General features: G+C 67.4%; 25 protein-coding genes. 17 read left to right on the top strand and 8 right to left on the bottom strand.

Translation table 11 applies throughout. The features are described from left to right. Nucleotides 1-18: 18 nt before the first annotated feature. Entirely contained in the window at nucleotides 19-1,269 is a 1,251-nt protein-coding gene (locus HBE63_RS16925; protein ID WP_166905766.1) for an alpha/beta fold hydrolase, read from the top strand. On the opposite strand, the gene HBE63_RS16920 is transcribed toward HBE63_RS16925, so the two are convergent. Genes HBE63_RS16920 through HBE63_RS16905 form a run of 4 tightly spaced genes read right to left on the bottom strand, consistent with a single transcriptional unit; the run spans nucleotide 1,262 to nucleotide 6,749 of the window. Next, nucleotides 1,262-2,953, bottom strand: coding sequence for an ABC transporter family substrate-binding protein (locus tag HBE63_RS16920; protein ID WP_166905765.1), 1,692 nt, complete (start codon nucleotides 2,951-2,953; stop codon nucleotides 1,262-1,264). The two genes, HBE63_RS16925 and HBE63_RS16920, sit on opposite strands and share 8 nt — an antisense overlap. Before the next feature lie 42 nt (nucleotides 2,954-2,995). Continuing rightward, a complete protein-coding gene (locus tag HBE63_RS16915) occupies nucleotides 2,996-4,840 on the bottom strand; it encodes an ABC transporter ATP-binding protein (RefSeq protein ID WP_166905764.1) in 1,845 nt (614 codons plus the stop codon). After that, nucleotides 4,837-5,775, bottom strand: a complete 939-nt coding sequence (locus HBE63_RS16910) for an ABC transporter permease (protein ID WP_243858103.1) — start codon at nucleotides 5,773-5,775, stop codon at nucleotides 4,837-4,839. The genes HBE63_RS16915 and HBE63_RS16910 overlap by 4 nt, the downstream gene beginning before the upstream one ends. Then, nucleotides 5,772-6,749, bottom strand: a complete 978-nt coding sequence (locus HBE63_RS16905) for an ABC transporter permease (RefSeq protein ID WP_166905763.1) — start codon at nucleotides 6,747-6,749, stop codon at nucleotides 5,772-5,774. The genes HBE63_RS16910 and HBE63_RS16905 overlap by 4 nt, the downstream gene beginning before the upstream one ends. Nucleotides 6,750-6,941: 192 nt before the next feature. Here HBE63_RS16905 and HBE63_RS16900 point away from each other — a divergent pair, with 192 nt between their 5' ends. The 3 genes from HBE63_RS16900 (at nucleotide 6,942) to HBE63_RS16890 (ending at nucleotide 7,814) form a co-directional block, all read left to right on the top strand. Further along, nucleotides 6,942-7,169, top strand: coding sequence for a hypothetical protein (locus tag HBE63_RS16900; RefSeq protein ID WP_243858101.1), 228 nt, complete (start codon nucleotides 6,942-6,944; stop codon nucleotides 7,167-7,169). Nucleotides 7,170-7,229: 60 nt separating this feature from the next. Beyond that, nucleotides 7,230-7,499: a hypothetical protein gene (locus tag HBE63_RS16895; protein ID WP_166905761.1), complete on the top strand. Its 270-nt coding sequence runs from the start codon at nucleotides 7,230-7,232 to the stop codon at nucleotides 7,497-7,499. A 75-nt stretch (nucleotides 7,500-7,574) separates the two neighbouring features. Beyond that, nucleotides 7,575-7,814, top strand: a complete 240-nt coding sequence (locus tag HBE63_RS16890) for a hypothetical protein (protein WP_243858100.1) — start codon at nucleotides 7,575-7,577, stop codon at nucleotides 7,812-7,814. On the opposite strand, the gene HBE63_RS16885 is transcribed toward HBE63_RS16890, so the two are convergent. Continuing rightward, complete coding sequence (locus HBE63_RS16885; RefSeq protein ID WP_166905760.1) at nucleotides 7,811-8,221, bottom strand: hypothetical protein; 411 nt, start codon at nucleotides 8,219-8,221, stop codon at nucleotides 7,811-7,813. The genes HBE63_RS16890 and HBE63_RS16885 overlap by 4 nt on opposite strands. Nucleotides 8,222-8,399: 178 nt before the next feature. Here HBE63_RS16885 and HBE63_RS16880 point away from each other — a divergent pair, with 178 nt between their 5' ends. The 6 genes from HBE63_RS16880 (at nucleotide 8,400) to HBE63_RS16855 (ending at nucleotide 16,462) form a co-directional block, all read left to right on the top strand. After that, nucleotides 8,400-9,104 carry a response regulator transcription factor gene (locus HBE63_RS16880; protein WP_166909894.1) on the top strand — a complete coding sequence of 235 codons (705 nt, stop codon included), beginning with the start codon at nucleotides 8,400-8,402 and terminating at the stop codon, nucleotides 9,102-9,104. Further along, entirely contained in the window at nucleotides 9,082-10,680 is a 1,599-nt protein-coding gene (locus HBE63_RS16875; protein WP_166905759.1) for a cell wall metabolism sensor histidine kinase WalK, read from the top strand. Before HBE63_RS16880 ends, HBE63_RS16875 begins: the two co-directional genes overlap by 23 nt. Before the next feature lie 22 nt (nucleotides 10,681-10,702). Further along, on the top strand, nucleotides 10,703-12,571 hold the full coding sequence (locus HBE63_RS16870; RefSeq protein ID WP_166905758.1) for a glycosyltransferase family 39 protein: 1,869 nt from the start codon (nucleotides 10,703-10,705) through the stop codon (nucleotides 12,569-12,571). Nucleotides 12,572-12,626: 55 nt separating this feature from the next. After that, entirely contained in the window at nucleotides 12,627-13,913 is a 1,287-nt protein-coding gene (locus HBE63_RS16865; protein WP_166905757.1) for a bifunctional glycosyltransferase family 2/GtrA family protein, read from the top strand. Beyond that, nucleotides 13,910-15,850: a glycosyltransferase family 39 protein gene (locus tag HBE63_RS16860; RefSeq protein ID WP_166905756.1), complete on the top strand. Its 1,941-nt coding sequence runs from the start codon at nucleotides 13,910-13,912 to the stop codon at nucleotides 15,848-15,850. Before HBE63_RS16865 ends, HBE63_RS16860 begins: the two co-directional genes overlap by 4 nt. A 120-nt stretch (nucleotides 15,851-15,970) precedes the next feature. Continuing rightward, entirely contained in the window at nucleotides 15,971-16,462 is a 492-nt protein-coding gene (locus HBE63_RS16855) for a carbonic anhydrase (protein ID WP_166905755.1), read from the top strand. Between the two features lie 51 nt (nucleotides 16,463-16,513). Here HBE63_RS16855 and HBE63_RS16850 read toward each other — a convergent pair whose 3' ends face one another. After that, complete coding sequence (locus HBE63_RS16850; RefSeq protein WP_166905754.1) at nucleotides 16,514-16,927, bottom strand: PaaI family thioesterase; 414 nt, start codon at nucleotides 16,925-16,927, stop codon at nucleotides 16,514-16,516. An 83-nt stretch (nucleotides 16,928-17,010) separates the two neighbouring features. On the opposite strand from HBE63_RS16850, the gene HBE63_RS16845 reads away from it, so the two are divergent. The 5 genes from HBE63_RS16845 to HBE63_RS16825 all read left to right on the top strand — a co-directional run bounded on the left by HBE63_RS16845 (nucleotide 17,011) and on the right by HBE63_RS16825 (nucleotide 22,784). Further along, nucleotides 17,011-18,345 carry an MFS transporter gene (locus tag HBE63_RS16845; protein WP_166909892.1) on the top strand — a complete coding sequence of 445 codons (1,335 nt, stop codon included), beginning with the start codon at nucleotides 17,011-17,013 and terminating at the stop codon, nucleotides 18,343-18,345. Between the two features lie 93 nt (nucleotides 18,346-18,438). Then, complete coding sequence (gene cysD / locus HBE63_RS16840; protein WP_166905753.1) at nucleotides 18,439-19,371, top strand: sulfate adenylyltransferase subunit CysD; 933 nt, start codon at nucleotides 18,439-18,441, stop codon at nucleotides 19,369-19,371. Continuing rightward, nucleotides 19,371-21,215: an adenylyl-sulfate kinase gene (cysC, locus tag HBE63_RS16835; protein ID WP_166905752.1), complete on the top strand. Its 1,845-nt coding sequence runs from the start codon at nucleotides 19,371-19,373 to the stop codon at nucleotides 21,213-21,215. Before cysD ends, cysC begins: the two co-directional genes overlap by 1 nt. After that, nucleotides 21,212-21,955 carry a 3'(2'),5'-bisphosphate nucleotidase CysQ gene (locus HBE63_RS16830; protein ID WP_166905751.1) on the top strand — a complete coding sequence of 248 codons (744 nt, stop codon included), beginning with the start codon at nucleotides 21,212-21,214 and terminating at the stop codon, nucleotides 21,953-21,955. The genes cysC and HBE63_RS16830 overlap by 4 nt, the downstream gene beginning before the upstream one ends. A 91-nt stretch (nucleotides 21,956-22,046) precedes the next feature. Further along, nucleotides 22,047-22,784 carry a hypothetical protein gene (locus tag HBE63_RS16825; RefSeq protein ID WP_166905750.1) on the top strand — a complete coding sequence of 246 codons (738 nt, stop codon included), beginning with the start codon at nucleotides 22,047-22,049 and terminating at the stop codon, nucleotides 22,782-22,784. A gap of 81 nt (nucleotides 22,785-22,865) precedes the next feature. Here the strand turns inward: HBE63_RS16825 and HBE63_RS16820 are convergent, their stop codons facing one another. After that, nucleotides 22,866-23,294: a hypothetical protein gene (locus HBE63_RS16820; RefSeq protein WP_166905749.1), complete on the bottom strand. Its 429-nt coding sequence runs from the start codon at nucleotides 23,292-23,294 to the stop codon at nucleotides 22,866-22,868. Between the two features lie 109 nt (nucleotides 23,295-23,403). Between HBE63_RS16820 and HBE63_RS16815 the strand changes: the two genes are divergently transcribed. Both HBE63_RS16815 and HBE63_RS16810 read left to right on the top strand, forming a co-directional pair. After that, entirely contained in the window at nucleotides 23,404-24,000 is a 597-nt protein-coding gene (locus HBE63_RS16815) for a cysteine hydrolase family protein (protein WP_166905748.1), read from the top strand. Nucleotides 24,001-24,074: 74 nt separating this feature from the next. Next, nucleotides 24,075-24,545 carry an RrF2 family transcriptional regulator gene (locus HBE63_RS16810; protein ID WP_166905747.1) on the top strand — a complete coding sequence of 157 codons (471 nt, stop codon included), beginning with the start codon at nucleotides 24,075-24,077 and terminating at the stop codon, nucleotides 24,543-24,545. On the opposite strand, the gene HBE63_RS16805 is transcribed toward HBE63_RS16810, so the two are convergent. Beyond that, entirely contained in the window at nucleotides 24,542-25,168 is a 627-nt protein-coding gene (locus HBE63_RS16805) for a TetR/AcrR family transcriptional regulator (RefSeq protein WP_166905746.1), read from the bottom strand. The genes HBE63_RS16810 and HBE63_RS16805 overlap by 4 nt on opposite strands. Nucleotides 25,169-25,192 lie beyond the last annotated feature (24 nt).

Raw genomic sequence — 25,192 nt, 5'->3', positions numbered from 1 at the left:
GCGGCACAATGGAGCGCAATGACGATGAGCGCCAAGCGCAGGCGGGTGCACGACAAGCTGGCTGCGCTACCGGGGGTACGGGCGGTGCGACGCTCGGTCAGTCCGGGTTCTGACGAGCAGTTCGACCTGTTCTACGTGCGGGCCGGGCGCAAATCGGCGCACCCGGTGGTGATCGTCCCGGGCGGCCCCGGGGTGGCATCGATCCAGCCGTACCGCTCGTTGCGCAGGCGTGCGATCGCCGCCGGATTCGACGTCATCATGATCGAGCACCGCGGTGTCGGGATGTCGCGGCACACCGATGCGGGTGCGGATCTGCCGCCGGAGGCCATCACCGTCGAGCAGGTGGTCGACGACGTCGCCGCGGCGCTCGACGACGCGGGCGTGCACGAGGCGGTGCTATACGGCACCTCGTACGGCAGCTACATCGCCGCTGGCTTCGGGGTGCGGCATCCGGACCGGGTCGCGGCGATGGTGCTGGACTCGCCACTGCTGTCCACCGCCGATATCGAAGCCATGCGCAGTGCCATTCGCGGTCTGCTGTGGGAGGGCACGGTTCCGGAGACCGCGGACCTGGCACCCAAGGTCCGACGTCTGGTGGCCGACGGGGCACTGGCCACCAGAGGAGGAGAACTGGCCGGCCTGCTGTACGGGTTCGGCGGCGCCGCCCTGCTGGACCGCCAACTCGACCTGTTGCTGCGCGGGCGCACCGTGGTGTGGTCGGGGCTGGCCCGCCTGAGCCGGCTCTCAACGCGAAAAGCGCCGTACCGCAACGAGGTAGACCTCGTCGGGCGGATCGCCTTCCGCGAGTTGAACTACGCCGGGGTACCCGATGGCCTGCCGCTGGATCCCGCGCTGGAGATGGCCGACATGATCGGCAGTGCGAAGTTCTACGAACCGTTCGAGGCCGAGCCTTTCGACCTGCTCGCTGAGTTACCGGACTTTCACTGGCCCACTGTTGTGCTGTCCGGTGGCCGGGATCTGACCACGCCGCCGGCGGTTGCCGAGCGGATCGCGGCGCTGGTCCCCGGGGCGGTGCTGGTTCGGATGCCGACGGTGGTACACAGCGTGATCGACACCCGCGAACGTGCTGCGTTCGCGGTGATCCGTGCGGTACGTGACGGTGTGGCCGAACAACTTTCGGCCACCGCCGCCGAGTTGGACGCCCTGCCTGCGCGTCCCGTGATCCGGGTGGCGGTGTCGGCCATCGCGGCGGCCACCGTGGTGGAGACCGCGATGCCCACCGCCAAAACGCGGGAACGGCCTACTTGACGAAACCGACCTTGGTGTAGTCGGTGTCGGCCAGCCCGGGGGCCCCGAAATTGGCCAGGCTGCTGCGCACTGCGACGTTTCCGGGTGACTGGAACAGCGGGAGGCTGAACGCCTCCTCGAAGAGCATCGTGTCCAGCTCGTTGGCCAGGGCCAGTGCCTTGGCCGGGTCCAGCTCCTCCAGCGTCTGCTCGATCTTGGCGTCGATCTCCGGGCTGCCGATCTTGCCGAAGTTACTGGCCCCGTCCTGCGCGTAGATCTGGGTCAGCGAGCTCAGCGGGAAAGCGTCGCCGAGGAACGCGAACTGAGCTATGTCGAAGTCACCCTTGATGATGTAGTTGGTGAAGAACCCGGTGCCCGGCTTGGTGTCGAGCTTCAGGTTCACCCCGATCTGGCCGAGCATATTCTGTGCGATTTGGGCCACCTGCCGGGTGCTGCCCGCGTCGTAGAACACATTGCGGATGACGAGTTCCTTGCCGTCCTTCTCCCGGAACTGCCGTCCCTCAGGCACTTTCCAGCCCAGCGCGTCGAGTTCGGCCCTGGCCTTGTCGGGGTCGAAGGCCACCGACGCAGCGTTGTCCCGGTAACCCTGCTGACCGGCCACGAAGATGTGGTTGTTCAGCGGCACCGGATTGTCGGTGAGACCCCGCTGGGTGATGTTGGCGATCGCCTGCCGATCGATACCCTTGGCGACGGCGCTGCGCAGCGCCGGATCGGCCAGGATCGAGCCGGGCGCGCCGTTGAAGGTCAGGTGGTACCAGCTGGCCGACGGCGCCCGTCGAATGCTGATCCCCGCGGTCTTACGCGCGATGGTCAGTTCGTCGAGCGACGCGGTGCCGGTCGCGTCGATCGTGTTGTTCTGCAGCGCCGGGATGCGTGCGGCGTCATCGAGCACCAGATAGGTGATCGTGTCCAGCAGCGGCGGGGTACCCCACCATTTCGGGTTGCGGCTCAACGTGATCCGCTGTGCACCCCGGTCGATGTTGGACACCATGAACGGTCCGGCCGACGGTCCGGGCGCGGTGAGTTGAGCCTTGTTGAAGGCCTCAGGCGTGGCGGTCATGCTCTTGGGCAGCAGCCGGCCGTTGCCGGCGAAGATACCCTTCCAGTCGGCGTACGGTTTGGCGAAGGTCATCACGGCCTGTCGGTCGTCCACGCCGCGGGTCACCGACCCCACCCGCTCGCAACCGTTGGGGGCGGCGATGACGAACGCAGGGTCTTTTCCGCTGTTGGCCTCGACCTGGGACTTGATGTCCTCCCAGGTGATCGGCGTGCCGTCGGACCACACGGCCTTGGGGTTGATCGTGTAGGTGACCACCTGCGGGTTGGTGCCCGTCAGTTCGACGTTGGTGAAGTAGTCGGTGTTCACCGTCGCCGATCCGTCGGCCGCGATCACGAAGGCGCGGGGCATCGTGGGCCTGGTGAGCGACCCGACGTCGCCGGTGTTCCCGTCGAGGTGCAGCGGGTTGAAGTTCGACGGGAACTCGGTCAGGGCAAGGCGCAGGTTGCCGCCCTGGCGCAGGTTCGCAACGTCCTGCGGATTGATGTCGTTGGTCGTGCCGACCTCAGCGTTTCCGCCTGGCGACGGGGTTTCCCGGTCACCGCCTGAACACCCGGCCAGGGCTAGTGCGGTGACCGCTCCGATGATGGCGATGCGCTGGAGCTTGAATCCCTTGAACCCGTACACCCCACCGATGCTAGATGTAGCAACCCGAGGATGCGGCAATACCTAACTGGTGGCGGGTCTGGGCTGTGGCACGGCGGCCAGCAACTTGCGCGTGTAGGCGTGCTGTGGGTTGGCGAGCACCTCATCGCCGGAGCCCTGTTCGACGACCGCGCCCTGGTACATCACCGCGACATCGTGGGCGAGGTGCCTGACCACCGACAGATCGTGGGAGACGAACAGATAGGCCAGGCCGAACTGGTCCTGCAGGTCCAGCAGCAGGTTGATGATCCCGGCCTGGATGGAGACGTCCAGCGCGGAGACGGGTTCGTCGAGCGCGATGATCTTGGGCTGTAAGGCCAGGGCGCGGGCGATCCCGATGCGCTGCTTCTGCCCGCCCGAGAATTCGGCCGGGTAGCGGCCTGCGTCCGCGCGGCGCAGGCCCACCAACTCGAGCAGCTCGGTGACCCGTCCGTCGATCCGCGGTTTGTCGAAACCATTGGCGGTCAACGGCTCTGCCAACACATCTGACACCGGCAGCCGCGGGTCCAGTGATGCCACCGGATCCTGGAACACCACTTGAAGGTCGGTGCGCAGGGTGCGGCGCGTCTTCCGGCTCAGGGTGGCCACGTCGGAGCCGAGCACTTCTATCGAACCCGATTGCGGTGCAGACAGATTCAGGATCTGGTGCAGGGTGGTGGATTTCCCTGATCCGGACTCGCCGACGATGCCGAGGGTGCGCCCGCTGCGCAAGTCGAAGCTGACGTTGTCGACCGCGCGGACCTCACCGACCTGCCTGCGTAGCACCACGCCTTTGGTGAGCTTGTAGGTCTTGGTCAGCTCGCGCACCCGCAGCACCACATCGGTGTCGCCGGAAGGTTTCTCAGCGGTGGTGCCGGCGGGGCTGGGTACCTGATAGATCTCGGCGGCACTGCGTCCGCTGACCTGATCGGTGCGGATGCAGGCAGCGTGGTGATCCGGCGCCAACTCGATGAGTTCGGGTTCGGCGGCCTCGCACGCGTCGATGGCCAGCGGGCAGCGCGGGGCGAACGGGCAACCGTGCGGCGTCGTGGTGAGCGACGGCGGTGCACCGGGGATGGGCACCAGGCGGGTGCCCTGCGGGGCATCCAGCCGCGGCACCGAGCCGAGCAGGCCGACGGTGTAGGGCATCCGGGCCTTCTCGTACAGCTGGGCCACCGGAGCGTCCTCGACGGCCCTGCCGGCGTACATCACCAGGGCCCGGTCGGCGAATTCGGCCACCACCCCGAGATCGTGGGTGATGATCAGCACGCCGGCGCCGGTGACGTCGCGCGCGGTCTTGAGCACGTCGAGGATCTGGGCCTGCACCGTGACGTCGAGGGCCGTGGTGGGTTCGTCGCAGATCAGCAGGTCGGGGTCGTTGGCAATGGCGATGGCGATCACCACGCGTTGGCGCTCGCCGCCGGACAACTCGTGCGGGAAGGATCGGGCGCGTTGTTCCGGTTGGGCGATGCCGACCAGCTCCAGCAGTTCGACGGCCCGGGTGCGGGCTGCGCGCCGGCCCAGGTCGCGGTGGTGAACAGTGAGGGCCTCGGCGATCTGATCGCCCACGGTGTAGACCGGGGTGAGGGCTGACATCGGGTCCTGGAACACCGTGCCGATGGTGTTACCGCGGACTTGTGACATTTGCGCGTCGGACAATCCGACCAGTTCCTCACCGCGTAGCCGCACCGATCCGGAGATCTCGGCGAATTCGGGCAGCAACCCGACCACTGCCATGGCACTGGCCGATTTCCCGGCGCCGGATTCGCCGACGAGCGCGACCACCTCACCCGCGTCGACGTGAAAGTTCAGGCCCCGCACCGCGTGTACCGCGTCGGCGTCGGTGGGGAAGTCCACCGTCAGGTCGGATACTTCGAGTAGTCGGGTCATCGGCGTGCTTTCTTGCGGCGCAGCCGGCCGCTGCCCGGGTCGAGGGCGTCGCGCAGGCCGTCACCGATCAGGTTGGCGCACAGGATGATCAGTACCAGCACCCCGGCGGGGAACAGGAAAACCCAGGGGAACGTGGTGGCGGATTTGGTGCCGTCGGCGATCAGGGTACCCAGCGATACGTCGGGCGCCTGGATGCCGAATCCCAGGTAGCTCAAACCGGTTTCGGACAGGATGGCCACGCCGACGTTGAGCGCGGTGTCGATGATCAGGATGGATGCCACGTTGGGCAGGATGTGGCGCACGATGATGCGCCGGCTGCTGACACCCATATAGCGGGCGGCCAACACGAATTCGCGCTCCCGCAGGCTCAGGGTCATGCCGCGCACGATGCGGGAGCTGATCATCCAGCTGAACGCCGAGAGCAGCACGATCAGCCAGAACACCCGATCGGACTGGCTCAACCGCGGCGTGACGATCGCGATGAGGATGAAGCTGGGTACCACCAGCAGTACGTCGACGATCCACATGAGCGTGCGATCGCGCCAGCCGCCGAAGTATCCGGCGACCGAGCCGACCGTGGCGGCGATGACGGTCGAGATGAACGCCACGCAGAGGCCGATCAGCATGGATTTCTGCATGCCGCGCAGGGTTTGGGCGAAGATGTCCTGCCCGAGCGCGTTTGTGCCGAACCAGTGGTCGGTCGACGGCGGCTCTTGCAGCGCGTAATAGTCGAGGTCCGAATAGCTGTAGGGCAGCACCGATGGCAGCGCGTAGCAGGCCACGAACATGATCACGAGCAGTGCCAGCGAAACCACGGCGGGCCAGTTGCGCAGGAACCGGCGGAACACCAGGGTGCGCCGGGTGGCGAATTGCTCGGTGTGCAGACCCGAGCGGGCGGCGGCGGCGTCACCGGTAGGAGCGGAGGTCTGGGTCATGTGACTCTCACCCTCGGGTCGAGCATCGCGTAGATGACGTCGGAGAGCAGGCCGGCGACCAGGATCACGGTGCCGGTGAACACCGTGATGGCCGCGATGATGTTGGTGTCCTGCGTGGCGATGCCCTGCACCACCCATTCGCCCATGCCGTGCCAGCCGAAGATCTTCTCGACGAACACCGAACCGGTCACCAATCCGGCCACACCGTAGGCGAACAGGGTGGCCATCGGAATGAGTGCGGTCCGCAGCCCGTGCTTGAACAGGGCGCGACGCCGGGTCAGCCCTTTGGCCCGCGCGGTGCGGATGAAGTCCTGGCCGAGCACGTCGAGCATCGCGTTGCGCTGGTACCGGCTGTAGCCGGCGATGGCCATCAACGCCAGCGTGAACGTCGGCAGCACGAGGTGCTGCAGTCGGTCGACGAACTGGTCCCAGGCGCCGCCGACGGGCACCGGCGCGGTTTCGCCGGTGTACTCGAAAATCTGAACGCCCAGAATCGAGTTCACGTTGAGCGCGGCCAGGATCAGCATGTTGGCGATCACGAACGATGGCGTGCTGATCACCAACAGGGACAACACCGTGATGACGCGATCGGACAGTCGGTACTGGCGGATCGCACCCCAGGCCCCGACCACCACACCGATGACGGCGCCCGATATCGCGCCGATGACGAGCAACCGCAGGGTCACGCCGATGCGTCGCCACAACTCGTCGGCCACCGGTTGGCCGGTCACCGTGGTGCCGAAGTCGCCGCGGACTGCGTTGGCGGCCCAATTCGCGTAGCGCAGCGGAATGGGCTGGTCCAGTCCGAGTTCGGCGGCTTTGGCGTCGATCGCGGACTGCGGCGGCCGCGGATTGCGCTGCTCGAGGCTGTCGAGGGGTTTGAAGTTCAGCGACGTCAGCGTGAACGTCAGGAACGATGCCAGGGCCAGCAACACGATGTAGTTGAGCAGCCGGCGCGCCAGAAAGCGCGTCATCCGGTCGTCCCTGCCCACGGCTGCATGCCAGACAGGGTAGAGCAGCAGGGAACCGGAATCCGGTCACCGCAGCAATGTGTGCGTTCGGCGCGCCCGTGCTCGGTGGGTAACTGGTAGTGGGCTCACAGCTTCGATATAGAAATCAGGCGTTCACTGAAATACATGAAGGTCAGCGGACTGAATAAGGTGAAAGTGGTCGCTGCAGTCGCCGGTGGTGCGGCAGTGGTGGGGCTGGGCGTGTTCGGAGCGGTCTCGGACGTTCACCTGGGGATGGGTGCACAGCCCCTGGCTTCCGGATCCCACATGAACGTCGGCCAGACCAGCACGGAGACGACGCCTCCGACCGCGCCGGAGGTGTCGATGGCCGTGCCTGCGATGAGGGGCTACACGCCGCCGTCCGGGTTCGCCGTCACGCATTGACCGCCGGGTGAGGCGTTGTGGTTTCACCTCCGGCCGCAGCGGCTATACGTCGCTGCGGAGGTGAGCGCATTGGGTAGCGCGAAGGGAAACAATCAGCGAAATCTCAAATTGATCGCCGCCGGGATCGGAGCGATCAGCGGGTTAGCCACGGCGGTGGTCGGGGTGGGGTTGGGTGATGGCCTCATCGGAGCGCAACAGCGGGTCGAACCGCCGGCTGTCACCACTGGAAACACGGTCACTCCGACGATTCCACCGACCGCCCCGGAGACGTCGAAGGCCTCGCCGACGGTCTCGGCGACCACGCCACCGGGGTTTGCCACACCACACTGATCTCGACTGATCTCGCCAGCCGGTGCATACGGCGGGTGGTTTACCTGACCCGCGGGCCCCGGTAGGCAGGTCCGGGTGACAGGAGACGACCGCAGCAAGCGGACCAAGTACGCGATGGCCGGCGTCGGAGCGATCGCACTGGCAGTGATGGGCGCATTCGGCGCCATGGTGGCCGAGGCGCCGAGCAGTCGAGCGGTTCCGGCGGTCAATGTCGGTGAAACCGCGACGAAGTCAACGGCCCCCACCGAACTCGAGACCTCTTTCGCGAAGCCGACGGTGAAAGTGGAGCTGCCCGATGGGTACGGCAACGGTTAACGGGCGCGCGCCTCGCCGATGCTGGTGACGGTTGGCTTGTCCGCCGGTGCCCGCCCGGTGGCGGTGGCCTGGATGAGGACCCGGTCGTTGACCCCGAACCGGGGCCTGGCGGCGTCCGGCAGGGCGTAGGCCTGGGTGAATCCGTCGTCGCTGCGCACGGTGACCGAGGTTGCGCTCAGCTCGGTGATCGTGCCGGTCTGGGTGAGCGCCGTACGGTAGCCGCCGCCGTCGGCCAGGACTGCCTCGCTGTGGATCGTGGCGGGATCGGGCCGGCCGGAGTGCCGCCCATCCATTCCCGGCCCGCCGCCCGGGCCCTGCGTATCGGTGGCGGCATACACCGCCGCGCCGCCGAGTCCCGCAATAACCGCCGCGATGCCTGCTGCGGCGACTGTGGTTCGGATGCTCATGCGGTCCACGTTGCCGGTGCTGTCTGTGCGTCGGCTGTGTGCGGGCTCAGCCCCCGATATGGCATTTCTTCACAGCGGGCGCATAGATAGCGCTCAGTCTGGGCCTAACGAGCGGGCGAATAATGAGCGGGTGAGCACGACGACCAATGGCACCGATTCCGAGTCCGGGCGCGCCGTCATGCGCCGCGCCGATGGCAAACCGATCCAGGTCCTGGTGGTCGACGACGAGCCCGTACTAGCCGAACTGGTGTCGATGGCGCTGCGCTACGAGGGCTGGGACATTGCCACGGCAGGCGATGGTGCGAGCGCGATCGCCGCGGCCCGGGAGAACCCACCCGATGTGGTCGTCCTCGACGTGATGCTGCCCGATATGAGTGGTCTGGACGTCCTGCGCCGACTCCGCGAACAGATTCCCGGCCTGCCGCTGCTGCTGCTGACCGCCAAGGATTCGGTGGAGGACCGCATTGCCGGCCTCACCGCCGGCGGCGACGACTACGTCACCAAGCCGTTCAGCCTCGAGGAAGTGGTGCTGCGGTTGCGGGCGCTGCTCCGGCGTACCGGGGTGACCAGTGAAGACGGCGGCGCCAAGATCGTCGTCGGCGATCTCGTGCTCGACGAGGATAGTCATGAGGTGACCCGCGCAGGTGACCCGATCACACTGACCGCCACCGAGTTCGAGCTTCTGCGGTTCATGATGCGCAACGCCAAGCGGGTGTTGAGCAAGGCCCAGATCCTGGATCGTGTCTGGAGTTACGACTTCGGGGGCCGGTCCAACATCGTCGAACTCTACGTCTCGTATCTCCGCAAGAAGATCGACAGCGGACGCGACCCGATGATCCACACACTGCGCGGTGCGGGTTATGTCCTCCGGCCCGCGCGCTGAGGTGACGGCCGGGCCGACGAGCGCCACCCGGTGGTGGTCACCGCGGACCTGGTCGCTGCGCGCCCGGTTGGTGGTCACCCAGGTGGTCCTGCTGGCCGTGGTGTGCGCGACCATCGGGGTGGCGACAGAGTTTGCGCTGCAACGGTTTCTGATGAACCAGCTCGACGATCAGCTGATCGAGGGCGGCCGGCGATCGGCAGCCATCTTCGAATTGCCGCCCCCGCCACCGGGAACCCCGCCGCCGCCGGGGATGCACCGTCATCACCGCGTACCCTTCGACCCCGAGGACGGCCCGGGTCCCGGATTCCTCAACGCACCGGGGCAGGCCGCACGCACCGTCGGGGCCGTAGTGGCGCCGAACCGGCCGGTGGACGCGGGGGTGATCACCGCTGAGGGGGACCGGGTCGAGATCAGCGCGGCGGCGGCGGTCCAGCTGTCCGAGATCCCGGCAACCCGGGATCCCGAAACCGTCGACCTCGACGGGCTGGGCCGCTACCGGCTGATCGGCCTGCATCCGCGCCACGGCGGCCCGCAGACCATCGTGACCGGGCTGCCGACCGCCGTCGTCGACGACACCCTGTTGTGGGTGCTCGGGATGTTCTGTGTGCTGGCGGTGATCGCGCTGATCGCCGCGACGACCGCAGGCACCCTGATCATCCGGCGCCAATTGGCCCCGCTGTCACGCGTTTCGGCGGCCGCGCGTCGCGTGGCCGATCTTGAGCTCGACCGCGGCGAGGTCGAGTTGCCCACGCCGATCGTGCCGGTCGACCCGGCCAGCGCCCACACGGAAGTCGGCCAACTCGGGACCTCGCTGAACCGGATGCTCGACCGCATCGCCAGCGCGCTGTCGGTCCGGCACGCCAGTGAGACCCGGGTGCGCCAGTTCGTCGCCGATGCCAGTCACGAATTGAGGACGCCACTGGCGGCGATCAGGGGCTACACCGAGCTGGCCCAGCGCAAGCGCGATGACCTGCCCGCCGACGTGGCCCATGCCATGAACCGGGTGGAGTCCGAGACGACGCGGATGACGCAGCTGGTCGAGGACATGCTGTTGCTGGCGCGCCTCGACGCCGGCCGGCCGCTGGAACGCGACAGCGTCGATCTGTCCCGGCTGATCGTCGACTCAATGAGCGACGCCCACATCGCCGGCCCGGACCATCAGTGGTCGCTGGACCTGCCAGAGAACCCGGTGGTGGTCGAAGGCGATGAGGCCAGGCTGCATCAGGTGCTGGCGAATCTGCTGGCCAACGCACGCACGCACACCCCTCCCGGTACCTCGGTCACGGTGTCGCTGAAGCCCGACGCCGGTGCGGTGCTGCTGGCCGTCGCAGACGACGGTCCCGGCATCCCGGCGACACTGCTGCCCGACGTGTTCGAACGGTTTGCCCGCGGCGACTCGTCGCGTTCGCGGCGCGGGGGCAGCACCGGGTTGGGCTTGGCGATCGTGGCCGCGGTGGTCAAGGCGCACGGCGGCATCATCGAGGTGAGCAGTACAGCGGGGTCGACCGAGTTCGTGGTGCGGCTGCCGGGCGAGAGCTCACAGGGCACGCACAGGACGGACCAATCGGGCACCTAGCGGCCGCGGCAACGATGGGGACGTGACCCTTGTTGCCGCGCTTCCCGCTGCCGAGGTGCAGGTGGCAACGCCCGATTCCTCCAGGCCCCGCCGCCCGACACCGATCGCGCACCGCATCGCGTTCGCGGTGCTCCTGGCCGGCACCGCGGTGCTCTATCTGTGGAACCTGTCGCGCAGCGGGTGGGCGAACGCCTTCTACTCGGCCGCCGCACAGGCCGGCGCCGAGAACTGGACCGCGATGCTGTTCGGGTCCAGCGACGCCGGCAACGCCATCACCGTCGACAAGACTCCCGCGGCATTGTGGATCACCGACCTCTCGGTGCGCCTGTTCGGGCTGAGTTCGTGGAGCGTGCTGGTGCCGCAGGCGCTGATGGGGGTCGGTGCGGTCGCGGTGCTCTACGCGACGGTGCGCCGGGCGGCCGGACCGTGGGCCGGGCTGTTGGCCGGCACGGTGCTGGCGCTGACGCCGGTGGCCGCGTTGATCTTCCGGTTCAACAATCCCGATGCGCTTCTGGTGCTGCTGCTCGTGGTGGCGGCGTACTGCGTGCAGCGCGGAATCGAAAAGGACGCCAGCCGGTGGTGGTTCGTCGGAGCAGGGGTTGCGCTCGGCTTCGGTTTCCTGGCCAAGATGCTGCAGGTGTTCCTGGTGCTGCCCGCCTTCGCCGCAGCGGCGCTGATCGCGGGGGACCGCCCGCTGGGCCGGCGTGTGCTCGACGTCGTCACCGCCGGGGCCGCCATGGTCGTCAGCGGTGGCTGGTATCTGGTGTTGGTGGAGCTTTGGCCGGCCTCGTCGCGGCCCTACATCGGTGGTTCGCAGCACGACAGCATCGTCGAATTGGCCTTGGGCTACAACGGTTTGGGCCGGCTCACCGGCGACGAAACCGGTGGCCTGGGCAACCTCAACTTCGATGTCGGGCCGGGCCGGTTGTTCGGATCGCAGATGGGCGCCGACATCGGCTGGCTGCTGCCCGCGGCGCTGATCTGTCTGTTGGCCGGCCTCTACCTGACCCGCCGGGCCGCCCGCACGGACCCGACCCGCGCCGCTCTCCTCCTGTGGGGCGGTTGGCTTTTGGTTACCGGCGTGGTGTTCAGCTTCATGAACGGCATCGTCCATCCCTACTACACCGTGGCGCTGGCCCCCGCCATCGGTGCGGTCATCGGCATCGGCGCCACGCTGCTATGGGGGCACCGTGCCGACATCCGCTCCGCCACGGCAATGTCGGGTGCGGTGCTGGTGACCGCGATCCTGGCCGCGGTGCTCTTGGCCCGCAACGGCGATGCGTATCTGTGGCTGCGGGCTGCGGTGGCAGTGGTCGGCGTGGGAGCCGCGGCACTGTTGCTCGTGGTGGGGCGGTTGCAGCGCCCGATGGTGCGGGTGACGGCGATGCTGGCGGCCGCGGCCTGCCTGGCCGGTCCGGCCGCGTATTCGATCGCCACCGCGGCCAGCGCGCACACTGGGGCGATACCGTCCGTCGGTCCATCACGCGGTGGTGGCGGATTCGGGGGGATGTTCGCGGCCCCCGAACCCGGGCCGACGGTGACCGCGACGCTGGCAGCCGATGCCGACCGCTACCAGTGGGCGGCGGCCGTGGTGGGTTCGTCGAATGCCGCGGGTTATCAATTGGCCACCCGCGCACCGGTGATGGCGGTCGGGGGCTTCAACGGCACCGATCCCGCGCCCACGCTTCAGGAGTTCCAGCGCCTCGTCGATGACGGCGCCGTCCACTACTTCATCCGATCCCGCATCATGGCCGGCGGGTTCGGCGGGCACACCCCCAGCGGCAGTCAAGCGGCCACCAAGATCGCGGAATGGGTCCAGGCCCACTACAACCCGGTCACCGTCGACGGCGTCACCATCTACGACCTGACTCAGCGTGCGACGAACACATAGCCGGCGCATAGCTTCGCCCCACCCGGATCACAAGCCTGCGGAGAACGATGAACTCATGACAACTTTGGTCGAAGAACCCGAGCAGCGTTTTCAGTTCGCGTCGCGGCCCAACGCCACACTCGCCGCCCGAGAGGCCGGAGTTCCGGTGCTCGACATCGTCGTGCCGGTGTACAACGAGCAGGCCGTACTCGCCCATTCGGTGCGCCGGCTGCACCGGTATCTCGCCGAGAACTTCGCGGTGCCGGTCCGCATCACCATCGCCGACAACGCCAGCATCGACGAAACCCCACGGATCGCCGCCGAACTGGCCGCCGAACTCGATGGCGTGCGGGTGGTCCGGCTGGAGGAGAAGGGGCGCGGACGGGCACTGCGCGCGGTGTGGTCGACCTCGGACGCACCGGTGCTCGCCTACATGGACGTCGATCTGTCCACCGACCTGGCCGCGCTTGCGCCGTTGGTGGCACCGCTGATCTCCGGCCACTCCGATCTGGCCATCGGCACCCGGCTGGGCCGCGGCTCACGGGTGGTCCGCGGCGCCAAGCGCGAGTTCATCTCGCGCTGCTATAACCTGATCCTGAAATCGGCTCTGGCGGCGAGGTTCTCGGATGCACAGTGTGGTTTCAAGGCGATTCGGGCCGATGTCGCCCGCCGGTTGCTGCCCCATGTTGCCGACACCGGGTGGTTCTTCGACACCGAGCTGCTGGTGCTGGCCGAACGCAGCGGGCTGCGCATTCACGAGGTTCCGGTGGACTGGGTGGACGATCCGGACAGCCGGGTGGACATCGTCGCCACCGCCGCCGCCGACCTCAAGGGCATCGGCCGGTTGCTGCGTGGGTTCGCCAACGGCTCGATTCCGGTGAACACGATTGCTGCGCAGCTCGGGTCATCGCGGAAGTCGGCCGCCCCAGGGTCGCTATTGCGTCAGGTGGTCCGCTTCGGCGCGGTCGGTGTGGTCTCCACGCTCGCCTACCTGTTGTTGTTCACCGCGATGCGGGCCGGTGTCGGCGCACAAGCGGCCAACCTGATCGCCCTGTTGGTGACCGCGATCGGAAACACTGCAGCCAACCGTCGATTCACCTTCGGGATCGCCGGGTCGGGCAACGCCACCCGCCATCACCTCGAGGGCCTTACGGTGTTCGGGATCGCGCTGACCATCACCAGCGGATCACTCGGGCTGCTGCACGTCGTGGCGCCCGTACCGCACCGCGGCGTCGAACTCGCGGTGTTGGTGGCAGCCAATCTGCTGGCCACCGTGGTGCGTTTCGTCCTGTTGCGCGGGTGGGTATTCCATCCTTCGCGGACGCGGCGGGCCACCGGGCCGAATCGAGGGACAGGACTATGACCATCGTCGACGCGGCACCCGACATCGCCACGAAGTCTGCGGAATCACCGAATGCGTTGACACCGCGCTGGATTCGCCCCTCCTACTGGGCTCTGCTGGTCGGCACAGCGGTGCTCTACCTCTGGGGGCTCGGTTCCTCGGGGTGGGCCAACAGCTACTACGCCGCCGCCGCCCAGGCCGGCACCCAGTCCTGGAAGGCCTGGCTGTTCGGATCGCTGGATGCCGGCAATGCCATCACAGTGGACAAACCGCCGGCCGCGATGTGGGCGATGGGGTTGTCGGGCCGGCTGTTCGGCTTCAACGAGTTCACCATGTTGCTGCCGCAGGCGTTGATGGGTGTGGGTGCGGTGGCACTGCTCTATGCCACCGTGCGGCGCACCAGCGGCCCCGGCGCCGGCCTGATCGCCGGTACTGCATTGGCACTGACACCGGTGGCGGCCTCGATGTTCCGCTACAACAATCCCGATGCACTGCTGGTGCTGCTGTTGGTGCTGGCGGCCTACTTCATGGTCCGTGCGGTCGGTCCGGTGTCGGCGAGGGCCAGCGCGGGATGGGTGGCATTGGCGGGGTGTGCACTCGGTTTCGCCTTCCTGACCAAGATGCTGCAGGCCTTCCTGGTCGTGCCCGGGCTGGCCCTGATGTTCCTCGTCGCCGCGCCGGTGGTCGGCGTGTGGAAACGATTGGGCACCCTGCTGATCGGTGCGGCGACGATGATCGTCTCGTCAGGCTGGTACATCGCGCTGGTGGCGCTGTGGCCGGCGGACTCGCGGCCCTACATCGCCGGATCGACAGACAACAGCCTGTTGCAACTGGCATTCGGCTACAACGGGCTGCAACGCATCCTGGGCCAGGAGGGCCCAGGGCCCGGCCACGGTTCCGGCCCGGGCGGGCCCGGTCCCGGGTTCGGTCACGGGCCCGGCGGTGGTGCCAACCTGATGTTCGGCGGTGACCCGGGCATCGGCCGGATGTTCGGAATGTCGATGGGCACTGAAGCCTCGTGGCTGTTGCCTGCCGCGCTGCTCGGACTGGTCGCCGCGCTGTGGCTGACCCGGCGCACGGCGCGGACGGCGAGCCCGCGGGCCGGTCTGCTGATGTGGGGTGGCTGGATGCTGGTCACCGCGGTGGTGTTCAGCTTCATGGACGGGATCATCCACCCCTATTACACCGTGGCGCTGGCGCCCGGGGTCGCCGCAGTGGTGGGCATATCCGTCGTCGAATTATGGCGTGTGCGTGCACGACTCGCGGCTCGCGTGGTTCTGGCCGCCATGCTGGCCGGTACCGGGGTGTGGGCATTCGTACTACTGAACCGGACTCCGGACTGGTTGCCGGCGTTGCGCTGGATCGTGTTGATCGGCTCAGTGTTGACCGCGATTGCCATGGCCTTCGTCGCCCAGCGGCCGGGCAAGCTGCCGGCCGCTGTGGCGCTGGCGGCCATGGTCTTCGGACTCGCCGCGACCGCGGCCTACACCATCGAGACGGTGGCCAAGGTTCACGGCGGTGGGCCGATGGCCACCTCGGGCCCCAACCGCGACATGGGGTTCGGTGGGCCGGGCGGCGGTCCGGGCGGGCCCGGGGGCTTCGGGCGCGCCGACGATCCGGCGCTGGCCGAGCTGATCGCGGGTGCAGACGGTCGTTGGGCCGCAGCGAGCGTGGGCTCGATGCTGGTCAGCGATCTCGAACTCAAGACGGGGGAGTCGTTGATGGCAATCGGCGGATTCACCGGCAGCGACGACTCGCCCACACTCGCGCAGTTCCAGCAGTATGTCGCCGACGGCCAGGTCCGTTACTTCCTTGATCGACCCGAGGGAGGTCGAGGTGGACCGCCGCGCGACCCCGGGGGCAGCTCGGGGGAGATCACCACCTGGGTGAAAGAACACTTCACCAAGAGCGTGGTCGGTGAGGTCCCGGTCTACGACCTGTCGGCGCCTGTCGCCTGACGCCCAGACCGCGGCGGCCGTCCATATCCCCCCGGCAGGACGGCCGCCGCCTGGGCACCCCATCGGCTCAGCCTGATTCTGCCTCTGGCCCTGGGTGACGGCTCGGGTTAGCGTCGATTCATGTCTGTCACCGACCAGTACCTGGCCAACAACGAGGTCTATGCCACGACCTTTTCCGGGCCGTTGCCGTTGCCGCCCAGCAAGCACGTTGCGGTGGTCGCGTGCATGGACGCCAGGCTGGACGTCTACCGGATCCTCGGCTTGGGGGACGGTGAGGCGCACGTGATCCGCAATGCCGGCGGTGTCATCACCGACGACGAGATCCGGTCGCTTGCGATCAGCCAACGGCTGCTGGGGACCAAGGAGATCATCCTGATCCACCACACCGATTGCGGCATGCTGACCTTCACCGATGACGGGTTCAAACAGCAGATCCAGGACGACACCGGAATCAAGCCGAACTGGGCCGCCGAGTCCTTCGTCGACCTGGCCGAGGACGTGCGTCAGTCGTTGCGCCGCATCGAGGCCAGCCCGTTCGTCACCAAGCATGAATCGTTGCGCGGCTTCATCTTCGACGTCGCCACCGGCAAGCTCAACGAGGTCACGCTGTGAGGATGCCTCGTCAGTGCGTCGCGACCACCACACCTGACTCTCGGTGCCCGCTCACCCCACCTTGTACGTCCCGAGGGCCTTGGCCACCGCCTCGCCGTCGGGTGTGACGATATCGACGTCACAGTTCACCAGGGACCTGCCCTGGCGCAGCACCCGCCCGAGGCTGATCAGATCGGTGGCCCGTGCCGGTGCCAGATAGCTGATCGACATCGAGACCGTCACTCCGCGAAGCGAATCCGGAACCTCGGCCCGGGCCCAGGCCGCGGCCATCACCGTGACATCGGCCAACGCCGCGATCGCACCGCCGTGCACCATGTCGGCGATCGTGATGTTCGAGGGGTCCCACGGCAGCCGCAGCCGGACTTCGGGGCTTTCCAGTGTCTCGGCGACGATCCCGAGTTTGGTCACAAAGGGCGACTGGGGCAGAAACTGCGCCATCACGGCCGGGCCGGTCTGGATACTCATGGCTGCCAGTGTCTGTCGCCCGCGGTCAGCGTCTCAATTACCTGCGGGGTAAGCGCACCGTGAATCCGTCGTTCCCAAGGGGTATGGCGCTGCTGGTGGCCGGTGCGCTGTTCATGGAAATCTTGGATGCCACGATCATCGCGCCGGCCATCCCGCTGATCGCCTCGTCGTTCGGCGTCGAGGCCATCGACGTCAACGTGGCGATCTCGGCCTATCTGGTCACCGTGGCGGTGCTGATCCCGGTCAGCGGATGGTTGGCCGACAGGTTCGGTACGCGCCGGGTGTTCATCGGGGCGATCGCGGTGTTCACGCTGGCCTCGCTCGGGTGTGCGGCGAGCATGTCGCTGCCGATGCTGGTGCTGATGCGGATCCTGCAGGGCGTCGGTGGCGCCATGATGGTGCCGGTCGGCCGGCTGGCCGTGTTGCGGCACAGCGGCAAGTCCGACCTCGTCCGGGCCATCGCACTACTGACCTGGCCGGCCCTGACCGCGCCGGTGCTGGCGCCGGTACTGGGCGGGGCGATCGCGACGCTGGGCAGCTGGCGGTGGATCTTCGCGGTCAACATTCCGATCGGCGTGATCGGAATCGTTCTCGCGGTCAAACTGGTCCGCGGTGAGCCGCAGCCCACGGTCCGATCGCTGGATTGGCCGGGATTGCTGGCGCTCGGTTCAGGGATTGCTGCGGCACTGATCGCACTGGAGAATGTCCGGGTCTCGGGGACCGACTGGGGACTGGTCACCGGGTGCGGTGCCGCGGCGGTCCTGCTGCTCGTCGGCGCGGTGTGGCGACTGCTCACCGCGTCGGCCCCGCTGGTGCAGTTGCGGGTGCTGCGGGTGCATACGCTGCGGATCACGGTGGTGGCGGGGTCGCTGTACCGCCTGGTGATCACGGCGGTGCCGTTCCTGCTGCCGCTGCAGTTCCAGCTGGAGTTTGGCTGGACGCCGCTGGCGGCGGGCGTCATGGTGGCCGCGCTGTTCGCCGGGAATCTGACCATCAAGCCGGTGACCACACCGTTGATGCGCCGGTTCGGCATCCGGACCGTGCTCTTGGTCAACGGGCTGGCTTCGGTCGCATGTTTCGGCCTGCTGGCCGCGCTGCGGCCGGGGTTGCCGCTGGCGGCGATGGCAGTCGTCCTCTATCTGAGCGGGGCACTACGGTCCATCGGCTTCACCGCCTACAACAGTCTGGCGTTCTCGGACGTCGACGGGGAGCATCTGACGCACGCCAACACGCTCAATGCCTCGGTGCAGGAGCTGGCGGCCGGGCTCGGCATCGCGGTGGCGGCGCTGCTGCTCAGTCAGTGGAGCTCGTATTCGCTGACTTACCTGATCCTGGGCGTGTTGCTGGCGCTGACCATGGTCGCGACGGTGCGACTGCCGCGAGAGGCCGGTGCCCACGTCAGCGGGCATCGGGCCTGACGGTTGCGCGTCGTTGACACCGCGGGACAGGACAGCTAGATTCCTGGCCATGCTTGCAATTCTGGCCATTCCTACCAACTTAATGGGGAAGTGATGACCGCCGCACAGAAAACCGAAGCCGCCCGCTCAGGTAATTATGAGCTGAGCCACCTCCGGTCGCTGGAGGCCGAGGCCATCCATATCATCCGCGAGGTCGCCGCCGAGTTCGAGAAGCCCGTGCTGCTGTTCTCCGGGGGTAAAGACTCGATCGTCATGCTGCACCTGGCAGTCAAGGCGTTCGCGCCGGGCCGGCTGCCGTTCCCGGTCATGCACGTCGACACGGGTCACAACTTCGACGAGGTCTACGAGGCCCGCGACGAGCTCGTCGAGCACTACGGTGCGCGCCTGGTCGTCGCCAAGGTGCAGGACGACATCGACGCCGGTCGCGTGGTGGAGACCATCCCGTCGCGCAACCCGATCCAGACGGTCACGCTGCTGCGCGGTATCCGGGAGAACAAGTTCGACGCCGCGTTCGGCGGTGCCCGGCGCGACGAGGAGAAGGCCCGTGCCAAGGAGCGCGTGTTCTCCTTCCGCGACGAGTTCGGCCAGTGGGACCCCAAGGTGCAGCGGCCGGAGCTGTGGAATCTCTACAACGGGCGGCACAACAAGGGCGAGCACATCCGTGCCTTCCCGATCTCCAACTGGACCGAGTTCGACATCTGGTCCTACATCGGCGCCGAGAAGATCAAGCTGCCGTCCATCTACTACGCGCACCAGCGCACGGTGTTCGAGCGCGACGGCATGCTGCTCGCGGTGCACAAGTTCCTGCAGCCCCGCAAGGACGAACCGGTGATCGAGAAGACCGTCCGGTTCCGCACCGTCGGCGACGTCACCTGTACTGGATGTGTGGAGTCCACGGCCGCAACGGTTTCGGAGGTCATCGCCGAAACCGCGGTGTCCCGGCTCACCGAGCGTGGCGCCACCCGCGCCGATGACCGGATCTCCGAGGCCGGAATGGAAGATCGCAAGCGAGAGGGCTATTTCTGATGTCGACGCTTCTTCGCATCGCCACCGCGGGTTCCGTCGACGACGGCAAGTCCACCCTGATCGGCCGGCTGTTGTTCGACTCCAAGGCGGTCATGGAGGATCAGCTGGCCGCCGTCGAGCGGACTTCCAAGGAACGCGGCCACGACTACACCGATCTGGCACTGGTCACCGACGGCCTGCGCGCCGAGCGGGAGCAGGGCATCACGATCGATGTCGCCTACCGCTACTTCGCCACGGCCAAGCGGAAATTCATCATCGCCGACACCCCGGGGCACATCCAGTACACCCGCAACATGGTGACCGGGGCCTCCACCGCACAACTGGTCATCGTGCTGGTCGACGCCCGCCACGGACTGCTCGAGCAGTCGCGCCGCCACGCGTTCCTGGCGTCGCTGCTGGGCATCCAGCACATCGTGCTGGCCGTGAACAAGATGGACCTGATCGACTGGGACCAGGAACGTTTCGAGGCGATCCGCGACGAGTTCCATGCGTTCGCCGCCCGGTTGGACGTGCACGACGTGACGACCATCCCGATGTCGGCGCTCAACGGTGACAACGTGGTGACCAAATCCGATGTGACGCCCTGGTACGAGGGCCCGTCGCTGCTGAGTCACCTGGAAGACGTCTACATCGCCGGTGACCGCAACCTCGTCGACGTGCGCTTCCCGGTGCAGTACGTCATCCGGCCGCAGACCCACGAGCACGCCGACCACCGCAGCTACGCCGGCACGGTGGCCAGCGGTGTACTGCGTCCCGGGGACGACGTGATTGTGCTGCCGGCCGGAAAGCCCACGCGCATCACCCAGATCGACGGCCCGAGCGGTGTGGTCGACGAGGCCTTCCCGCCGATGGCGGTGTCGATCAGCCTGTCCGACGACATCGACATCTCCCGCGGCGACATGATCGCCCGGCCCAACAACCAGCCTCGGGTCGCCCAGGAGTTCGACGCCACGGTGTGCTGGATGGCCGACGGATCGTCACTGGAGCCCGGCCGTGAATACCTGGTCAAGCACACCACCCGCACCACCAGGGCCAAGGTGACCGGGCTGGACTACCGCCTGGATGTCAACACCTTGCACCGGGACAAGTCCGCGACCGCGCTCAAACTCAATGAGCTGGGCCGTGTCTCGCTGCGCACCCAGGCGCCGCTGCTGCTCGATGAATACAGCCGCAATGCCGCCACCGGATCGTTCATCCTGATCGATCCCACCACCAACGGCACCGTGGGCGCCGGAATGGTGTTGCGTGAGACGCGCCACGACGTTGCGAGCCCCAACACGGTTCGGCACGAGTCGCTGTGTACCGCCGAGGATCGGCTGTCGAAGGGCCGCACCGTGTGGTTCACCGGTCTGTCCGGGTCGGGTAAGTCCTCGGTGGCGGTGCTCGTCGAGCAGAAGCTGCTCGAAAAGGGTGTTCCGGCATACGTTCTGGACGGTGACAACCTGCGCCACGGGCTGAACGCGGACCTGGGCTTCTCGATGGCCGACCGGGCCGAGAACCAGCGCCGGCTGGCCCACATCGCGGCCATTCTGGCCGACTCCGGCCAGGTTGTGCTGGTCCCCGCGATCAGCCCACTGGCGGAGCACCGCGCACTCGCGCGCAAGGTCGCCACCGATGCGGGTCTCGATTTCTACGAGGTGTTCTGCGACACCCCGCTGGAGGACTGCGAACGGCGCGACCCCAAGGGCCTGTACGCCAAGGCGCGTGCCGGTGAGATCACCCACTTCACCGGTATCGACAGCCCGTACCAGCGGCCGAAGAACCCGGATCTGCGGCTCACGCCGGACCTCAGTACCGACGAGCTGGCCCAACAGGTGATCGAGCTGCTGGAATCACTCTCGTGAACGATCACGAGCTGGCCGCGCGGTTGGCCACCCGAGCCGGGGATCTGCTGCTTGATGTCCGCGCCGACTTTGCCGATGCCCCGGCTGCCGATCGAAAGGCGGCCGGGGACAAGCAGGCTCACGAGTTTCTGATGGCTGAGTTGGCGGCACAGCGTCCCGGTGACTCGGTGCTGTCGGAGGAGGCCACGGCCGATCAACGGGCCGACCCGGCCCGGCTGAGTGCCGATCGGGTCTGGATCGTCGACCCTCTCGACGGCACCAGGGAGTTCTCCGAACTCGGCCGCGACGATTGGGCCGTGCACGTGGCGCTGTGGAGCGCAGGCGAACTCGTGGCGGGGGCAGTTGCCTTGCCCGCGCAGAACACCACGCTGTCCACGCCCGAGACGGCCGCACCGCCTCCCTTCGACGGCCCCCCGCGGGTCGTGGTGTCGCGCACCCGCCCGCCCGCGGTGGCGCTGGCGGTGAAGGAGGCACTCGGCGGAACCCTGGTGGAAATGGGTTCGGCGGGAGCCAAAGTTGCCGCGGTGATCCGGGGGATCGCCGATGTGTACGTGCATGCCGGTGGTCAGTACGAGTGGGATTCGGCCGCGCCCGTCGCGGTGGCCCGCGCGGCCGGCCTGCACACCTCGCGCATCGACGGCTCGCGGTTGGTCTACAACTCGGCCGATCCGACGCTGCCCGACCTGATCGTGTGCCGGCCCGAACTGGCCGAGCGGGTACTGGCGGTGACCGCGGGATAGTCCACGGGATAGTCCTGCACCCGAGTTCTGCTTCGCTTTCGATGCAAAAGTGGTGCGCAGGATCCGTCCCCAGCCGTGTCAAGATTCGGCCATGGGTTTCTACGACTGCAGATGCATCCTGACCGGTGTCAGCGTCGATTTCGTCGGTGCCACCGCGGTCATCCTGCGGTGCACCCCGACGGGTTACGAGCCCATCACGCTGGGACTCTCGGGTGAGTACGACGGTTACGGCACGATCGACGGCATCCGAGAGGACCGAAACTCGAAGCTGGTCTATGAGTACTTCGCGCGTCAGAGCCGCAGTGGACGATTCACGGCCAGGATTCACCCGCAGGAAGATCTCGTCGTGTTCAACGACGACTTCAACCTCGATGCGCTGATCGACCTCATCGAGAACTCCTGGTCGTTGAGTTGCGCCGAGGAACGCTTCACGATCCTGCCGCTGGCCGTTCTGGATGGCGACGCCCTCGTCTTCGCCCTGATAGCGCAACCGATCTGGGATGCTATTGCCGCGGCTGGTTCGGAGGAAGCATCGATTGCGGCAGCGTTCGGCGACGCAGCGCTGCCGCGGGAGATCTACGGCAGCCAGCTGACCGACATCGAGTCGCAGCTGCGTGAACTGGCCGCGGTCAACGCCTTCGTGCGCAGCCACGGACTCCGTTGGGCCCCACCTGGGGATCCCGATCAGCGCTATCCGACCGACATGGGCAGCCAGCGGGACCACGAAGAGAATGCGGAGTTCATCGCGCAGGCTCGTCGCGACTACTGCGACAGCCCGGCGTTGTTGGCGGGCCTGGACGCCTACGAAACGCGGCTGGTGGAGTGGTGATCCGATTGTCTTCTCGGGTGGGTAGTGCTCGGGTGGAGTCAATGAAACAGTCTATGCCGCAACGGGCTTCGGCCATTTCGCCTATGTCGGCGGCCTGGTCGGCATGTCGGCGGGGAGCTTATCGGTACCAACATTCGGACAGGCGAGCTTCAATTCGTGGAGTGCGGCGGTTCCGTCCTGGAAGCCGCCGACGAAGTTTTTGTCGGGCCATCCGTTCGGCGGTGTTCTGGGATTGCCCTGGCTGATCCGGTGCAGCGCATCGGCGAACGTCAGCGCTTTTCGCTTCAGGTCCCGATCTTCGATCGAAGCAGCTTCGTCCCGGACTGCGGTGGCCGCCTCGCCGGCATCTCGCGCCAGGTTCGGGTCGACTTCGCCGACTCCCATCCCCTGGAGGACACCCGGCACGACCTTTACCCATTGGTGCGCGATCTGATCGGCGCGTTGGCAGTCCGCACTCGGGGTTTTCTCACTCGGCCCGTCGGCGTAGCCGACCACCACCATGATCAGCATCACCGGCGCCGCGCATGCCAACATGACCAGCCTGACCTTCGCCGCCGACCAGTCTCGTAGTGCCACCAATGCAGCCTAAGCGCGGTGGCGGGCCACTACGCTCACCGAAATGAGCCGCCCCACATTGCGCGAACTGGCCAGCCTGCCTGCCGCACCGGCCCGCCTCGCCGATTCCACGCTGGTCCTGATCGACTGCCAGAACACCTACACCCAGGGGATCATGGAGCTCGAAGGGGTACAGGCCGCGCTGGAGCAGACGGCGCAACTACTCGAACGGGCGCGCAGCGCAGGTATCCCGATCATCCACATCCAGCACTCCGACGGTCCAGGTTCGCTGTATGACATCGAGGGTGAGAGCGGCGCGATCGTCGCAGCGGTGGCCCCGCGCGAGGGAGAACCCGTGGTGGTCAAGCAGTTCCCCAACTCGTTCGTGCAGACCGATCTGGACGACCGGTTGAAGGGCCTGGGCGCGTCGAACCTGCTGCTGGCCGGATTCATGACGCACATGTGCGTCAACTCCACCGCGCGCGGCGCCTTCAACCTCGGATACGCCCCGGCCGTGGTGGGCGCTGCCACCGCCACCCGCACGCTCGCCGGGCCCGACAGCGCGCCGGTGCCTGCTGCGGTCATGCAGTCGGCGAGCCTGGCCGCGATGTCGGATCTGTTCGCCGTCGTCGTCCCGGATGCGGCCGGTATCCCGGATTAGGCAGGAGACCCCGTACCGGCGACACCGCTTGCCGCATCGGTGCGGGCGATGAGTGAGCTGGCACAATCCTGAGCATGCGGATGTCGGCGAAGGCGGAGTATGCCGTCCGCGCCATGGTCCAGCTCGCCACGGTCGACGACGGCGAGCTGGTCAAGACCGACGACCTGGCCAAGGCGCAAGGCATCCCGGCGCAGTTCCTCGTCGACATCCTGACCGCCCTGCGTACTGATCGCCTGGTCCGCAGCCATCGAGGCCGTGACGGCGGCTACGAACTGGCGCGGCCGGCCCGCGAGATCAGCATCGCCGACGTGCTGCGTTGTATCGACGGACCGCTCGCCAGCGTGCGCGACATCGGTCTGGGGGATCTGCCGTACTCCGGCCCGACGGCGGCGCTGACCGATGTCTGGCGTGCGCTGCGGGCCAGTATGCGTTCGGTCCTGGAGGAGACCAGCCTGGCCGACGTGGCGGCCGGCGCGCTGCCCGCCCACGTGGACACGCTGGCCAACGAGTACCGCGGTCAGGAACACGAGCGCGGCCACCGTTAGCGTTCGCGGCCGCGGAGCGCGATGCCGTCGATCAGCATCCGCAAGCCGCCGTCGAAATCCTCGGCGACCGATTTTCGAGCCGCCACCCGTGAAAGCGCCTCGATGTGTGGGTAATCGGTGCCGGCGACCGAGCCGATCCGGGTCGCAGCTTCGGGCGCCCCGCCGGTCAACGGGCCGGCGAGTTCGGCCTGCGCAGAGCCGGTGACCAGGCCCATCACCGCATGGAATGCGGAGAGGTGGTCGACATCGGACAATCCGGCCCGGCCCAGCGCGCCGACCAGTGCATCGGCGATCGCGAATCCGGTGGCTGAGGACATCCGGCGAACCAGCACCAGGGGGATGGCAGCCGGATGCGCGCGTACGCCTCGCCACATCGCGGTGGCGATCGTGTGCGTGTCGTACTGCCAGTCGTCGGTGGGCGTGGGCACGGTGATCTCGGCGATGACGGCGGAGACGACCAATTCTTCGAGGGCCTCTTTGTCCGCAACGTAGTTGTACATCGTCATCGGGCCGGTGCCCAGCGCCGTGGCCAGCGCCCGCATGCTCAGCGCGGCCGGTCCGGAGGCATCGACGATTGCCAGTGCAGCCGAGGCGATTTCGTCGACGGTGAAGCGGGCTCGCATATCCACCTCCCTTGATAAGTACGT

The organism is Mycobacterium sp. DL440, from assembly GCF_011745145.1.
Classification (GTDB): domain Bacteria; phylum Actinomycetota; class Actinomycetes; order Mycobacteriales; family Mycobacteriaceae; genus Mycobacterium.
The sequence above is the reverse complement of the archived record's forward strand: the minus strand, read 5'-3'. Positions and strand labels throughout refer to the sequence as shown.